Annotated in this window: 12 protein-coding genes and 1 tRNA gene; 4 read left to right on the top strand and 9 right to left on the bottom strand. The window is 28.9% G+C overall.

Annotation, left to right across the window (positions count from 1 at the left end):
• Positions 1 to 8: 8 nt before the first annotated feature.
• Both SR62_RS04895 and SR62_RS04900 read right to left on the bottom strand, forming a co-directional pair.
• Positions 9 to 521 (bottom strand): SixA phosphatase family protein, encoded by a 513-nt coding sequence (locus SR62_RS04895; protein WP_002902307.1) that lies wholly within the window; start codon positions 519 to 521, stop codon positions 9 to 11.
• Positions 518 to 1,036: a rhomboid family intramembrane serine protease gene (locus SR62_RS04900; RefSeq protein WP_002853058.1), complete on the bottom strand. Its 519-nt coding sequence runs from the start codon at positions 1,034 to 1,036 to the stop codon at positions 518 to 520. Before SR62_RS04900 ends, SR62_RS04895 begins: the two co-directional genes overlap by 4 nt.
• A gap of 98 nt (positions 1,037 to 1,134) precedes the next feature.
• Between SR62_RS04900 and SR62_RS04905 the strand changes: the two genes are divergently transcribed.
• On the top strand, positions 1,135 to 1,551 hold the full coding sequence (locus SR62_RS04905; RefSeq protein WP_147502288.1) for a PepSY-like domain-containing protein: 417 nt from the start codon (positions 1,135 to 1,137) through the stop codon (positions 1,549 to 1,551).
• A 7-nt stretch (positions 1,552 to 1,558) separates the two neighbouring features.
• Here the strand turns inward: SR62_RS04905 and SR62_RS04910 are convergent, their stop codons facing one another.
• From SR62_RS04910 to SR62_RS04930, 5 genes are read right to left on the bottom strand one after another with little or no spacing between them, the layout of a single operon-like run.
• Positions 1,559 to 3,175 carry an AAA family ATPase gene (locus SR62_RS04910; protein WP_002853644.1) on the bottom strand — a complete coding sequence of 539 codons (1,617 nt, stop codon included), beginning with the start codon at positions 3,173 to 3,175 and terminating at the stop codon, positions 1,559 to 1,561.
• Between the two features lie 3 nt (positions 3,176 to 3,178).
• Complete coding sequence (mtaB, locus tag SR62_RS04915; protein WP_002893219.1) at positions 3,179 to 4,429, bottom strand: tRNA (N(6)-L-threonylcarbamoyladenosine(37)-C(2))-methylthiotransferase MtaB; 1,251 nt, start codon at positions 4,427 to 4,429, stop codon at positions 3,179 to 3,181.
• Positions 4,426 to 5,997, bottom strand: coding sequence for a mechanosensitive ion channel family protein (locus tag SR62_RS04920; RefSeq protein ID WP_002856191.1), 1,572 nt, complete (start codon positions 5,995 to 5,997; stop codon positions 4,426 to 4,428). Before SR62_RS04920 ends, mtaB begins: the two co-directional genes overlap by 4 nt.
• The gene (gene aroB, locus SR62_RS04925) at positions 5,994 to 7,049 is read right to left on the bottom strand and encodes a 3-dehydroquinate synthase (protein WP_002893218.1); all 1,056 of its coding nucleotides are present in this window, start codon (positions 7,047 to 7,049) and stop codon (positions 5,994 to 5,996) included. Before aroB ends, SR62_RS04920 begins: the two co-directional genes overlap by 4 nt.
• Positions 7,050 to 7,094: 45 nt before the next feature.
• Positions 7,095 to 8,495, bottom strand: a complete 1,401-nt coding sequence (locus tag SR62_RS04930; RefSeq protein ID WP_002856550.1) for a COG3400 family protein — start codon at positions 8,493 to 8,495, stop codon at positions 7,095 to 7,097.
• A gap of 29 nt (positions 8,496 to 8,524) precedes the next feature.
• Here SR62_RS04930 and tgt point away from each other — a divergent pair, with 29 nt between their 5' ends.
• The 3 genes from tgt to SR62_RS04945 all read left to right on the top strand — a co-directional run bounded on the left by tgt (position 8,525) and on the right by SR62_RS04945 (position 10,544).
• On the top strand, positions 8,525 to 9,646 hold the full coding sequence (gene tgt, locus SR62_RS04935) for a tRNA guanosine(34) transglycosylase Tgt (protein ID WP_002893216.1): 1,122 nt from the start codon (positions 8,525 to 8,527) through the stop codon (positions 9,644 to 9,646).
• Between the two features lies 1 nt (position 9,647).
• On the top strand, positions 9,648 to 10,415 hold the full coding sequence (locus SR62_RS04940) for a magnesium transporter CorA family protein (protein ID WP_002893215.1): 768 nt from the start codon (positions 9,648 to 9,650) through the stop codon (positions 10,413 to 10,415).
• Between the two features lie 52 nt (positions 10,416 to 10,467).
• Positions 10,468 to 10,544: transfer RNA gene (locus SR62_RS04945), tRNA-Arg, on the top strand.
• Positions 10,545 to 10,546: 2 nt separating this feature from the next.
• Here SR62_RS04945 and SR62_RS04950 read toward each other — a convergent pair.
• Together SR62_RS04950 and ccsA are read right to left on the bottom strand one after the other, a co-directional pair.
• Positions 10,547 to 10,996, bottom strand: coding sequence for a hypothetical protein (locus SR62_RS04950; protein WP_024088204.1), 450 nt, complete (start codon positions 10,994 to 10,996; stop codon positions 10,547 to 10,549).
• Positions 10,997 to 11,011: 15 nt separating this feature from the next.
• Positions 11,012 to 14,257: a cytochrome c biogenesis protein gene (gene ccsA / locus SR62_RS04955; protein WP_070306638.1), complete on the bottom strand. Its 3,246-nt coding sequence runs from the start codon at positions 14,255 to 14,257 to the stop codon at positions 11,012 to 11,014.
• Positions 14,258 to 14,273 lie beyond the last annotated feature (16 nt).

Consider the following 14,273-nt stretch of genomic DNA (forward strand, 5'->3'; position numbering starts at 1 on the left):
TCTCCTTACTAAAAACCCAGATCTTTTTCTTCTTTTAACTTGCGTACATGTTCAAAAAAAACTAATTTTCCGCTATGTTTTTTTAAATTTTTAAATTCCTTAATATCAAATTCTAAACACAAGATAGAAGAAGTTGGAAAAGAAGCTAAACATAGCGAACTTAATAACTCTCCAAGCTCCATTAAACTAGGATTATGACCCACTAAAAATACTTCATTAAACTCATCATCAATATTTTGCAGAATTTTTAGCAAATTTTCAACATTGCAAAGATACAATCTTTCATCAAAACAAATTCTATTTTTATCAAAATTATAAAATTTGGCTATTTTTTTCGCTGTTTTAGCGGTTCTAACAGCAGGACTTGATAGCACCAAATCAGGATGAATTTCATGCGAAGCAAGATTTTTAAAAAGTTTTTTTAAATCTTCCTTTCCACTCTTAGTAAGTTTTCTTTCAAAATCATCGATGTCTTCACTCTTACTTGCTTTTGCATGTCTTATAATATAAATTTTTTTCATTTTACCTCTTTTATTTTAGCTAAAATATAACCACACATAAACCCGAAAATATGACCATACCAAGCAACATTTACCCCCATAAGCAATGGCACAAAACTCATAAGTAAAATTGCCACTATAAGTCCTTTTGTGCTATTTTTATCAATAACAGCATAAAAGCCCATTAAAACACAAATTGCACCACTAGCGCCTATGACATTTATATTTTCTCCAAAATATTTAAAATCAAAATACACATAAAAAACACTTAAAAGTGAGCACAACAATCCGCCAATAAAATAAATAAAAATAAAACACAAAGCACCCAAATAAGTTTCTAACATACGCCCAAATTGAAACAAAACTATCATATTTAATATAAGATGAGTTAAATTTCCATGTAAAAACATTGAACTTAAAAGCTGCCAATAAGCTCCATTAAAAAATAAAATATTCAAACCAAGGATATTGTAATAATCATAAGAAATCAAAAAATAACATAAAATATTTAAAAAAATTAAAAAAATTGTAAGCAAAATATAAAACCTTTATTTTTTATAATATTGTCTTAAAATTCACATAAAATTCACATAAATTCTTTACAATTTTACTAAAAAATAATTTAGGAAAAATATTGAAAATTAAATTTTTAAATATTATTACTATTTTAAGTTTATCTTTAAATGCTGATATAATAATTTCTGCTGATAATTTACCAAATGTTTCTAAAGAATTTTTACAACATAATTTCAAAGCGCCTATAGGGATCGTGCAAAAAGACAAAAATTCCTATGAAGTCTATCTTAGCGATGGAACAGAGCTTGAATTTGATATAGATGGAGCTTGGAAGGAAATTGAAAATAAAGCCTTTCCTTTTGATCTAGATTTTTTACCTCAAAATTTAGCCAATATCATTAAAAACGAATTTCCAAATATAAAAGCTAGAGAAATCGAAAGAAAAATCAATCATTACAAGATTAAACTTGATAACGATGTAAAAATTCTTATAGATTTTAATGGAACTATCTTGCACAAAGAAATTGATGATTAAAATATAATCAAACCTGCATTATATTTTTAACATCATCATATTCTATCTTTTCTTTTTCAAGCAAAAGCTCTGATAATTTTAAAATTTTATCCTTCATAGAATTTAAAAATTCATCCATTTCTTTTTTTTGTTCATTTAAATTTGACTCTTCTAACATATCAAAACTCAACATATAATCAAGCAATTCTTTAATCTTTAAAAAATCATCTTGCGAGTTAGTATAACTTTCATTATAAATCAATCTCATAGCTCTAGAACCAGCCAAATAAACTTTTATACGATTGATAAGCTCTGATTTTGATCTTATATTATGCTCATATTCTTTAAAACGATCTTCAATAAGAGTGATTTTTTCAAATCCTATGTCAAAATAATACGCACTCAAAGCTTTTGCAGCCTGATAAGTGGCTTGAATTTTCTTCTCTTCATCATTAAAACTTAAAATCTTTTTCTTGCCTAAAAGAACTTTATTTAATACAGCATAAAAATCACTTTCCTCAACTAAAGCACTATTTCTTCTTAAAGCATTAATTGCCGCTTCATTGACCAAAGTTTCAAGCCCTGCTCCACTAAAACCTACGCTTGCTTTGGCGATTTTATTTAAATTGACATTATTGTTTTTATCTTTCATATAAATTTCTAAAATTTTAAGTCTATCCTTAAAATCAGGCAAAGATAAAAAAATTCTCCTATCAAAACGCCCCGAACGCAATAAAGCAGGATCCATAAGTTCGATTTTATTTGTCGCAGCTATAACTATAACCCCACTATTGTCCTCAAAACCATCCATTTGAGTTAAAAGTTGATTTAAAGTGCTATCTCTTTCAACATTTGACATTTCTCCTCTTGCCTTACCTACAGCATCTATTTCATCGATAAAAACTATACTAGGAGCCATCATTTTAGCTTTTGAAAAAAGCTCTCTAACTCTTTTTGCACCCATACCTACATAAATTTCAACAAAACTTGAACCGCTTTGATAAAAAAATGGCACCCCTGCTTCTCCTGCAACTGCTTTTGCTATCAATGTTTTTCCTACACCAGGTGGGCCTACCATTAAAACACCTTTTGGCATTTTTACACCAAATTCTTTATATTTTTTAGGATTTTGTAAAAAATCCACAAGTTCGCTTAGCTCCATTTTAACTTCATCAACACCTGCTACATCATTAAAAGTAATATTTGAAATCACAGGTTTTATATGAGAACTTTCTAAATTTATATTTGAATTTTGAGCTTGAGTGTGATTTTGATTCTTATTTGATATTGGATATTTAGCTAACTCTTTTTTACGAGCAAAATAGCCAAGACTTATAAAAAGTGCGATAATAAAAACAAGTAAAATAAAAAACACCCAAAGCGTGTTATCTTTTTTAACTTCTACGGGAACTTTTGCTAAAAGTGTTTTTATATCTATGCCATCTTTTATAATTACGTAATTTTCACCTTCCGCCTTAAGCCAAATTTCGTCTTTATCAATCACAGCTTTTTGGATTAAATTTTGACTTAACAGACTTTGATAAAGATTTTCATCTATATATTTAGGTTCATTTTTAAAATATAAAATTCCCAAAAGCATACATAAAACCATAAAAGATGCTAAAATTATCTTTTTATTTTTCATTATCTAGCCTTTTAAATTTGCAAAGTTAGACTTTTCTTGCACTTCATATTGAGACATAAAGATCCATTCTTTAGCTATATCTTTATCACTTTTAATTTTGATCTTGTTAAAAAACTGATCATACCCCTCAAAAAAACCATCTTTTTGATTTTCCACCAAAACTTCAAGCGGAACTTGATTTTTTTTCCTAAATTCATAATTATTTTTTTCCACGATAGATTTTAAAGTATTTAATCTTTCTTTAGCCAAAGTTCCATTTATCGCATCTTTCATAGTAGCAGAATGCGTGTTGTTTCTAGGACTAAAAATAAAAGCATGAATATGAGTGAGTGGAAATTCTTTAAAATTTCTTAAAGCTTCTTGCCACATTTCTTCACTCTCACCTGGATGAGCTACTATAAAATCTGTCCCCAAAGCATATCCTTTGCTTGCTATAGTATTAAAAAGCTTTAAATCATTATCCGTATGCGATCTTCTTCGCATTATGCGAAGCATTTTTTCACTTGTATGTTGTAAGGCAATATGTAAATGCCTTTCAAGCCAAGTTTCATCTAAAATTTCTAAAAAACTTTCATCAATTTGTGCGGGTTCTAAACTACCTAACCTTATGCGTTTTATACCTGAAATTTGTCCCATTTTTTGCAAAAGTTTACCTAGAGTTGTGCCATTTTTAAGCCCATATGAACCTATATTAGTCCCTGTTAAAACAATTTCACTATAGCCATTAGCCCCCAAAATTTCAACCTGTTTTAAAAGAGCTTTTTCATCTACACTTCTTGATTTTCCCCGCACGCTAGGGATAATACAATAAGAACAAGCAAAATCACAACCTTCTTGAATTTTCACAAAAGCTTTGGTATGATTTTCATACTCGCAAACTATATCTTTATCAATAAAATTTAAATTTCCAAGTTCATAAAAACTTGTCTTTGCTCCTAAAAATTCATTGATTTTATCTTTATTTGACGCTCCAAGCACTCCAAAAACTTGCTTTTTATCTAAAAGCTCCTTACCTTTGCTTACAGCACCACAACCTGTAAGTATAACTTTAATGCCTTTTTTTTGCATGGTATTTACATAAGACTTTATCCCGCTATCAGCTCCATTTGTAACCGTGCAAGAATTTACAACGATAATTTGTGCTTTATTCTCATCATTTATAATCTCATAATCTTTTACATAACTTTTTAAAAGCTCTGTATCATAAATATTTGTGCGACACCCAAAGGTTTTAAAAAAAACTTTTTCTTTCAATCTTTATTCCTTGCATGAAAATGCATATTTTCATGATGTTGTTCAAAATGATTTTGATTTAAATTTCCTAAATATAAATTTTGCGATGGATAAGCAATTTTTATATCTTTATGCTTATTAAATTCTTTTATAATCTCTTTACTAATCGTACTTCTTAATACCAAAGCCGCATAAGCATTAGTCATATACCATGCAGAAATTCGCATTCCCCAATGTTCAAAAAACATAAAAAACCTTGGCTCCACTTTAGGATTTTTAATACTATATTCATGTTGTAAACGAGCTATATTTTTTCTAGCAAGCTCAGTATAACCTTTGGCATGGCGTGTAACAATATTTTCTACAATTTCTTGCGCCTTATCAAGATTGCTATCAAAAGTAACACTTATATCAATGCCATCAAGCACGGTTTTCATACCATGATGGGTATAATTAGCAAGCAAATTTGTAAAAACATAGTTATTAGGAATAAATATAATACGCCCACTACGACGATTTTTATTATAAGTTTCAAGTGTAAGCTCTTCATAAAGAGTAATGCGTAAAAAAGAAATGTCTATAATATCTCCTATATAGGTAGTATCATTTTGAAAAACCTTTACACGATCCCCTACTCTAAAACTTCCGCCAAAAATAATCACACACCATCCAAGCATAGACATAAACATATCTTTCATAGCAATAGCTAAGCCCGCAGAGGCAAAACCAAGTATAGTTACAAGATAAGTAATATTTTCTATATAAGCAAAGAGCAAAATAAGAAAAATAATATTTATATTAATAAAATTAATAATCTTCGTAGCAGTATAATATCTTTCACTATCTTTAATATATTTTTTAGCAATAAATTTCAACATAAAAGCTATAGCTATAACAATAACAATAGCAACAAGTATATTTACAGCCCTTAAGCTTTGAACTTTAATCTCAGCACTTACTCGAGAAAGCTCTTCATCAATTTTTTTCTCATAAACAGAATAAGAAACACTAGCAAAATTTAAAGCTTGCTCAAATTCTTCCAACTTTTTATCCGAAGCTTTTAAAGCTTCTATATTCTCAACACTTGGTTTAAGCTCAACTAATTCCTTAAGTTCTGAGTTTTTTTCCCTGATTTTATCTACTAAATTTTTAAAATCATTAAATTTAAATATATACTCTTCCTTTTCTCCTTTTAATTTCTTAATATGAGAAAAAGCTCCTATAATAGCCAAAGGATTAGTAAGCTTAGATAAAGTTTCTATATTATCAGGGGCACTAAGACTTTGTGCAAAATTTAAATCTTTATATTCTTTAAGCAAGCTCAATTGCTCTTCTAAATTTGCTATCTTGCGTTTAAGTTCTTCTTGTTGGTGAATATCGGAAGTCTTTTTTAAATTAAGATTTAAAATGATTAATTCATCATTTATATCTTGATATTTTATAAAATTTTCATAACGTATATTCCAAATACTAGCACTGATTACAGTATTTAAAGTATTAATTTTCTCATTTATATTATTAATAATAGTCCGATTTACATCACCAAAAGCAAAAACAACAAAAAAGGTTAAAATAATAATTTTTTTCATTGGAATTCTCTTAAAGTTGCAATTATATCTTCTTTGGAAATATCACCTTTTATCAAACCCTTACCCAAAGGACTAGCAAGAACAAAATTGATTTTTTTATTAGAGCTTTTTTTATCCATGAAAAAAGCTTCATAAAATTCATCTACATTGTTGATTTTATATGATATTGGCAAACCGAATTTAAGTAAAATATCTTTTATTTTTTGACTTTGCGTTTTATCCAAAAGCCCTAAATTTAAAGCCAATTGATTTGCCATAACCATACCTATAGCCACTGCTTCTCCGTGTAAATAAAGCTTATAATCTGTAAAATTTTCTATAACATGAGCAAAAGTATGACCATAATTTAAAAGCATTCTAAGCCCTGATTCTTTTTCATCTTGTTCAACAACCCTTGATTTAAGTTCTATGCTTCTTGCTATAATTTGAGTAAAAATTTCATTCTCGCAAGTAGCATTTAAGAAACTTTTTTCATCAATTTTTTCTATAAAATCAAGTATACTATCATCAAACATTGCTGCCATTTTAATAAATTCAGCCATGCCTGCAGCAAGTTCTCTAGAGCTCAAAGTCTTTAAAAAAGAACTCTCACAATATACAGCTTTAGGTTGATAAAAAGTGCCGATAAGATTTTTACCAAAATTATTATTAACACCTGTTTTTCCACCTACTGCTGCATCAACACAAGCTAAAAGTGTAGTAGGAATATTTATAAAATCAATGCCTCTTTGATAAATACTAGCAGCAAATCCACCCATATCACTAATCACGCCACCACCAAAACTTATAAGCACGCTTTTTCTATCCAATTTAGAATTAAACATTTGGTTTAAAATTTCTTCCATGGTGCTTAAATTTTTATATTCTTCACCATCTTTTACAGTGGCAATAAAAATTTCTTTTGCCTTAATTTTAGAAAGTAATGTTTTCAAATGAAGACCTGAAATCTTAGGATTTGAAAGTATAAAAACCTTACTATCAAATTCTAATTCTTCAAGTTCATCAATATAAACCTTATAAGCATTTTCTTTTAACTTAACTTCTACTTGCATTGAACTACTCTTTTTGCGTTTATTCTATCACATTTAATTAATTATTTATTCTACTGGTATGAAAAGTTGATAATTTTGTCTCATTTTATAATAATGCCTATTTAAATTTGTACTTAAATTTCTGCCAAAATCTCTATTTAGTAATTCTTTTTGAAAACTCACAAATTGTAACAAATCTTCGCGATATTGCAAATTTAAAAGAGGGTTTTCATCATTTTTATTAATAATTTGTATATTTTTATCATAAAGCTTAGATAAACTTCTAAAATACTCCTCCATATCTGTAGTATTTTGAGAATTTGGATTATAATAATATAAAATAACTCCAAAATCAAGCTGTTTGCTTAAATCAGTAATGACATTTGCATTGTTTTCAAGTTCACTCTCATCGGCACTTAAAATAATCGCTTCTTTAAGCTCATCAAAAGAAGCTTCACCCACTTTCATAATAGGAATTTTTAAATCAAAAAAAGCTTGTTTTTCTTTCTCAAAATTTTTTATATCGGTTACAACTAATCCTATATCATTATTTTGCAACCATGTGGAAATTTGTTTAAAATCCGTGTTGAAATAATCAAAAAACACACCTTCTTTATCCTCAGAAAGTTTTTTTAATTTTTCATACATTACCCCTAATTTAGGATTGATAACATGTATAAAAAATCTTTTTGCATTGCTTTTTTGAGTTAATTTTAAAGTAGTATCAAGCACTCTTTCTTGCATATTTTGATTCATATTTTTCATATCAATTAAAGCAAAAACATTACTTCCAAAAGGCATAGGAAATTGCCCTGCTTTGCCTCTTATATTATGAAAAATACTTTGTAAAACAACAGGATCTCCAACGATCAAAATGCTATCATTTGGCTCTAAAACAAAAGATGGTTTTACAAAATAAATCTTAGAATTTCTATAAATAAGGACTATGCGCCACCTTTTTTGCTGTATTGAACTTATGTGCCTATAAGCAAAAATAGACCCTGCTGGAATTTTTACTTCCATAATCTCTCCAACCCCAAGTCCTATATACTGAGCTGTTAAAGCAATATCTGGTAAAAAATCCATAAATCTACGGCTTAAAGTCATTCTAGCATCAGCTAAATTTGCATGAGTATCATTAACACTTAACCCCCAAAAATCCATTATTTCTATTTCTAAATTTGGATTTAAAGAACGCAAAGCCTCATAACTTTTTTTAGTTTCAAATTCATCTTGCATATAAATAAAAGCCTGTTTAAAATCTTTACTCATAATATTTTCAAGACGCGCTGTGCTTGTAGGATCAAAATAATGCAAGTCAATATACTCACTAGAAATATTTAAGTTATTTTTTTCACTATTTTGACACACTACTGTAAAAAAGTAACCTAAGCCTTTTTCAAAACAAAGCCTTTCTAAGAAATGCTTTGCTAAAATACCGTCTATTATAATTAAAATATTATTCATTTTAAACTCCAAAAAGGAAATTATAACAAATGGAATTTAAATTAAAGCATAAAGATGGAATGGCAAGGGTTTGTGAAATCACTACCGCACACAGCACTTTTTTAACCCCTGTTTTTATGCCTGTTGGCACAGTAGGAGCGGTTAAAAGTCTTGATGCTAATGATATGAAAAACGAGCTTGATGCAAAAATTATTTTAGCAAATACCTATCACATGTACTTGCGTCCAACTTCCAAAGTGGTAAAAGATTTTGGAGGTTTACATGGTTTTACGAAATTTGATAGAAGTTTTTTAACCGATAGCGGTGGTTTTCAAGCTTTTTCTTTAAGTAAAAATTCCAAACATTTTAATGAAGGTATAGAATTTAAAAGTCACATCGATGGGAGTCGTCATCTTTTTACTCCAAAAAGTGTTTTAGATACTCAATATGATTTTAACTCTGATATTATGATGATTTTAGATGATTTAGTAGCCCTACCCGCAACCAAAGAAAGGGTTAAAATTTCTGTTGATCGCACTATACTTTGGGCAAAAGAGGCTATTACTTATCATAAAAGTATGCAAAATAAAGGTATAGGTATAGGGCAAAATATTTTTGGTATTATCCAAGGTGGTACAGATTACAAAGAAAGAAAGCGTTGTGCTTTAAGTTTAAACGAAATGCCATTTGATGGTTTAGCTATAGGTGGGCTTAGCGTGGGCGAAGAAAACGCCTTGATGTACGAAACAGTCCAAAACTTAAACCCTTATCTAGATGAAAATCGTCCGAGATATTTAATGGGCGTAGGAACTCCTGAAGATTTAGTAGAAAATGTTGAGCGAGGGGTAGATATGTTTGACTGCGTGATGCCAACTAGAAATGCAAGAAATGGAACATTTTTCACAAGTTTTGGAAAATTTAATATCAAAAAAGCAGAATTTATCAACGATCATGAAGCCATAGATCCTACTTGCTCATGTTATACTTGTCGTAATTTTTCAAGGGGTTATTTAAACCATCTTTTCAAAGCTAAAGAACTTACTTTTTTTCGTTTGGCAAGTTTGCACAATCTACATTATTATCTTGAACTTGCAAGAAAGATGCGTGAAGCAATTTTGAATAATTCTTTTACGCAATTTAAAAGAAATTTTTATCACTTAAGAGGCAAATAAAATGCTAGAACTACACGAAAATCTAAAAAAAATCCTACAAGCAAAGAATTTAGAAACTTTCTATAGTGAAATTTATGGACAAAAAATTTTTGTTTATGTGGGATTAAATTTGGAAACTTGGCTTTTTAACGATGAAAAAATTTATAAACTTCAAGATGAAGAATTTAAGCTTTCTAGTATAGAAGAATTTTCAAATTTTATTAAATCCATTTTAGAAGATTTTAAAGTACAAAATACTCATTTTCAAAGCCTTTTAGAACACAAAGAAGGTATTATCTTAAAAGGTGGTTTTGTTAAAAATTTTTACAAAAAATCCTTTGTGTTAAGACAAAAAATCAACAAAAATCTAAAGCAAATTAATCTTCTAAGCGAAGCTTTCAATCTTTTACTTAGCGAACAAGCACAATACAAAAAACATTTAAAAATTCTAAATTTATCTATCAGCATCTTGAGTAAAAACACCAAAGAACATCTAGCAAGAGTTGATACTCTTTATGCATTAACAAGTGCAATTAAAAATGAAAAAATGAATAAAAGTATTTATCTTTTAAGTATACTTTCTTCTATTTTCTTGCCTTTAAATTTGATCGTAGGATTTTTTGGAATGAATACTAATAATCTTTTTTTCAAAGATAGCCCTTATGGTACACTTTATATTTTTTCTTTGATTTGCTGTATTTTGATTGTAGGTTTTATATTTTATCATTCAAAAAAGACTAAAGAATTTGATTTAGATGAAGGTAAAAAAGCTAAAAAACAAACAAAATAAGCAAAATTTTGCTTATTTTAAGAATATTTATATATAATTTTAACTTATTTTTGCGCTCATAGCTCAGCTGGATAGAGCATTTGATTGCGGTTCAAAAGGCCAGAGGTTCGAATCCTCTTGAGCGCACCATATTATTTATCTTCTTTAATTTTTCTTTTAGCTAATCCCATATGCTCATAAGCATCAATTTCTTTTTTGTAAGATCCAGAAATTTTCTTAAGTTCTTTATTTAAGTAACTTACTGTTTGTGCACTTGCATTAATATTTGCAGCCAAAGCAGAAACAAATTCTAGTTTCTTTTTTGTTGCTTCATCTAATTCTTTAGAAGTTTTTGAACCAAGTTTATGTGTCTGCACATAAAGTTTGGCAAGTTCTTTTAATTCAATATCCGTTAGCTTAACATCGGAAGCAGCAATTATCATTTTATCTAAGTCTGTATCAAATTTTTTAGTCTTTTCAGTTACATGCTGCTTTTGGCTAGTTTTTTGCTTTTTAATTGTTTTTTTACCATCACTTGTAATAAGATAAGCAATCATGCCTAAAAACAATAAAAGCGCTAAAGCAGCACAAAAAATAACCAAAAAAATATGGCTCATTTACAGTTTGCCTACAAAATTTCGTTTCCTTCTTGCAAAAAGAGCTAAAACCACCATCAACGCAAATCCCCAATAAACATAATTAGGAATTTGAGCCGCTTCGCCTGCAGCGTAAGAATGAAGTCCCGTTAAAAAGTAATTTACTCCAAAATAAGTCATAATAATAACCCAATAAGCAAACATACTCCATAAAGCAAACACAAATTGATTACAATATTTTGGAATCATTCTAAGATGCAAAATTGCTGCATAAACCAAAATGCTAACTAAAGCCCAAGTTTCCTTAGAATCCCAACTCCAATATCTCCCCCAACTTTCATTTGCCCAAATTGCACCTAAAAAATTTCCTACAGTAAGCAAACAAAGTCCAAAAATCATTGCCATTTCATTAATTCTTGTAGCCTCTGTAATATTTCTCAAAATATTAAGATTATATTTTCCATCTTTCTTAAGAAAACACATTAAGAACAGCGTAAAGATACCAAGTAAGGCACAAAGTCCTAAAAATCCATAACTAGCAGTAATAACAGATACATGAATACTAAGCCAATAAGAATTGAGCACAGGAACAAGATTTGTAATTTGCGGATTCATTTCGCTTAAATGTGCAACCATTAATACAACACCGGATAAAATAGAAGTTAATGACAAGGCTATAGGACTTTTTCTAGAGAAAAATATACCCGACAAAGACAATGCCCAAGCTATATACACCATACTTTCATAGCCATTACTCCACGGAGCATGACCTGATAAATAAGCACGAAGTCCAAGACCTACTGTATGAATTGCAAAAGCTAAAACATTTAAAACATATACCACTTTAAATATAAAAGAGATTTTTAAATTCGGTATGACCATTTTAGAAAAAACAAGAATCAAAAGTAAAAAACCCGCAATTAAATATACAGGAGCGAGTTTAACGAAAATTTCAGCCTTATTAGAAAAAATTTCCATTTCAACCTTGGTTTTACTAGGCATGACTTTATATCCTATTTTTTCTTGATATTCTTTGATAAATTTCAAACCTTCATCAGCTCTAGTCCAATTACCATCTTTAAAAGCATTTTCCACGGCACTAAAATAATTCTGTATTAAAGCCAAAACAATATGCCCTTCATCCCCCTTAAGAGTAGTTACAGCAGAAAAAGGTGCAAGCCAAACATTATTTGGATTATTTTGAACAGGAATAAATTTAAATAATTCACCACTAAAAACTAAATTTACAACATTAGCTCTTTCATCTAGTTTTATAATTTCCTTATCAAAAACTCCTCTTGCATTTGGGTTTTTACGATTTGCATTTTCAACATATTTTTGAAGTTTATATCGGTTATTCTCATCAAAGAAATCTTTATAAGAAATATATTTAGCGCTAGGAATTTCTAAAATATTTGCAATAGCATCACGAACTGCTTGATTTTGTGGCATTAAAATAAAAGGTTCCATTTGCCATTTATCTACATCAACGAGCATGGAAAGCATAACAGCGTTAGAATTTTGACTCTTATAGCTATCACTTTGATGAATTTTTTCTAAAATTTCTCTTGATAGCGTATCAAAAGGCACCATTCTTCCATCTGCTGATTTTTGAACTATTAAAGTAGCAAGAGCTTTAGCATGATTAGTATTTACCACAGGTAAGGTCGAATTTAAATCTTGAGCAAAAGTCTTTTCAGAGCCAAAAGATAGCAATAAAATAAAAATAATCACACTTGTATGTTTTAAAGTGTCTTTATTAATTAATCTTGCCAAAGTTCTAAATCTAGAATGTGGATTTAAAAAATTCATAAACATTCCAAGACAAAGCAAAAAATAACCTATATAAGTTGGTATTTTACCTGGATCTTTATTTACAGATAAAACAGTCCCTTTTTCATCTTGATCATAAGAACTTTGATAAAATCTATAGCCATCATAATCTAAAACATTATTCATAAAAATTCTATAATCAAAATTTTCATTATTATTTTTTACGGTAATTTCACTTGCATAAGAAGCTGGAGACATAGAACCTGGATAACGATCTAATACAAAATCTCTTAAATAAATATCAAAAGGCAATTGTTCATAAGAAAGCGCCCAAGAAATAAAGAATTTTTGATCCGCAAGTTCTATCATAATAGGTTTATTATATTCAAAAATATAAAATTCTTTACTTTCATTTTTATAGCTTAATTCTAATTTTAAAGCATTAGAGCCAGTTAATTCTAAGTTTTTATTCTCATTGCTTAAGGCAAAATCTTTAAAATGCAATAATAAAGAATTTTTCCAATTTTGAGGCTCGCCAAAAGTAGAAATCAACATAGTTCTACCCACTTCTAACCAAGCAGATTTAAACCATAACCAAAAACTTTCATCTTGAGGTCTATTGGAACCTTCTAAAGCTTCTTGCGCATGCAAAGAAGCAGCTTTAACTACAAAACTAATATCATTGATTTCATAAAGCCTTCTTTCCTTAGCATTTGCCTTTTCTCCAATTTTAAGGTCTAAATTTTGTCCATCTAGCATACTTAGAAAATGTAAGTTTTCACTTGAACTTAAAGTTAAATTTTCATCAATTTTTACAAAAGGTGCTTTAACATTATCATTCATAAAAGCAAAGTTAACCCCTTCTATATTCTTAACTTCACCTTTTTCAAATTTAACATCAACACCTTGAGATCCTTTTTGAGAAAGCATCAAAACCAATAAAGGATCAGAATTATTATTTTCTTTATAAGTATAATGAGCATTTAAGATTAAATCTTTATATTTTAATACAGCTTGATCATCACCTAAATTAAGTTTTAGTTTAAAAGAATTAGCAAAAGGCAAATTTCCTATATAACGATCATTAACCGCACTATAGCGTTCTCCATCTTTTATAGCAGAAATGCGCAAAGAAGTCTTAGAACTTTCTATAAGTGAATTTTGAGTATGCTCTCTAATAGGTAAAATACCTTCAAAACCAGCATATCTTGTCATTGCAGAACCCACTAAAATAAATAAAAAAGAAATATGAAAAATCATTAAAGGCAATTTTTTAAGCCCAAACATTTTATAACGAAACATCCCGCATAGTAAATTAATACCAAGTAAAAGTTGTATATATTCAAACCAAAAAGTATCATAAACCATTGCCCAAGCTGTAGGAGTTCCATAAGCACTTTCAATAAAAGTTGCCAAAGCACAAAAAAGCGCAAAAAGCAAAAACAATACAACCGAAACTCTTAAATCCCCTATGCTTTTTATTATATTTTTCATTCTTTTTCCTTTAAAT

This window comes from Campylobacter sp. 2014D-0258 (assembly GCF_008000495.1).
Taxonomy (GTDB): domain Bacteria; phylum Campylobacterota; class Campylobacteria; order Campylobacterales; family Campylobacteraceae; genus Campylobacter_D; species Campylobacter_D jejuni.

What these genes read in the sequence shown, in the direction of transcription:
- SR62_RS04895 (WP_002902307.1), bottom strand. Translation starts at nt 521, where the DNA reads ATGAAAAAAATTTATATTATAAGACATGCAAAAGCAAGTAAGAGTGAA.
- SR62_RS04910 (WP_002853644.1), bottom strand. Translation starts at nt 3,175, where the DNA reads ATGAAAAATAAAAAGATAATTTTAGCATCTTTTATGGTTTTATGTATG.
- SR62_RS04920 (WP_002856191.1), bottom strand. Translation starts at nt 5,997, where the DNA reads ATGAAAAAAATTATTATTTTAACCTTTTTTGTTGTTTTTGCTTTTGGT.
- aroB (WP_002893218.1), bottom strand. Translation starts at nt 7,049, where the DNA reads ATGCAAGTAGAAGTTAAGTTAAAAGAAAATGCTTATAAGGTTTATATT.
- SR62_RS04930 (WP_002856550.1), bottom strand. Translation starts at nt 8,495, where the DNA reads ATGAATAATATTTTAATTATAATAGACGGTATTTTAGCAAAGCATTTC.
- tgt (WP_002893216.1), top strand. Translation starts at nt 8,525, where the DNA reads ATGGAATTTAAATTAAAGCATAAAGATGGAATGGCAAGGGTTTGTGAA.
- SR62_RS04940 (WP_002893215.1), top strand. Translation starts at nt 9,648, where the DNA reads ATGCTAGAACTACACGAAAATCTAAAAAAAATCCTACAAGCAAAGAAT.
- ccsA (WP_070306638.1), bottom strand. Translation starts at nt 14,257, where the DNA reads ATGAAAAATATAATAAAAAGCATAGGGGATTTAAGAGTTTCGGTTGTA.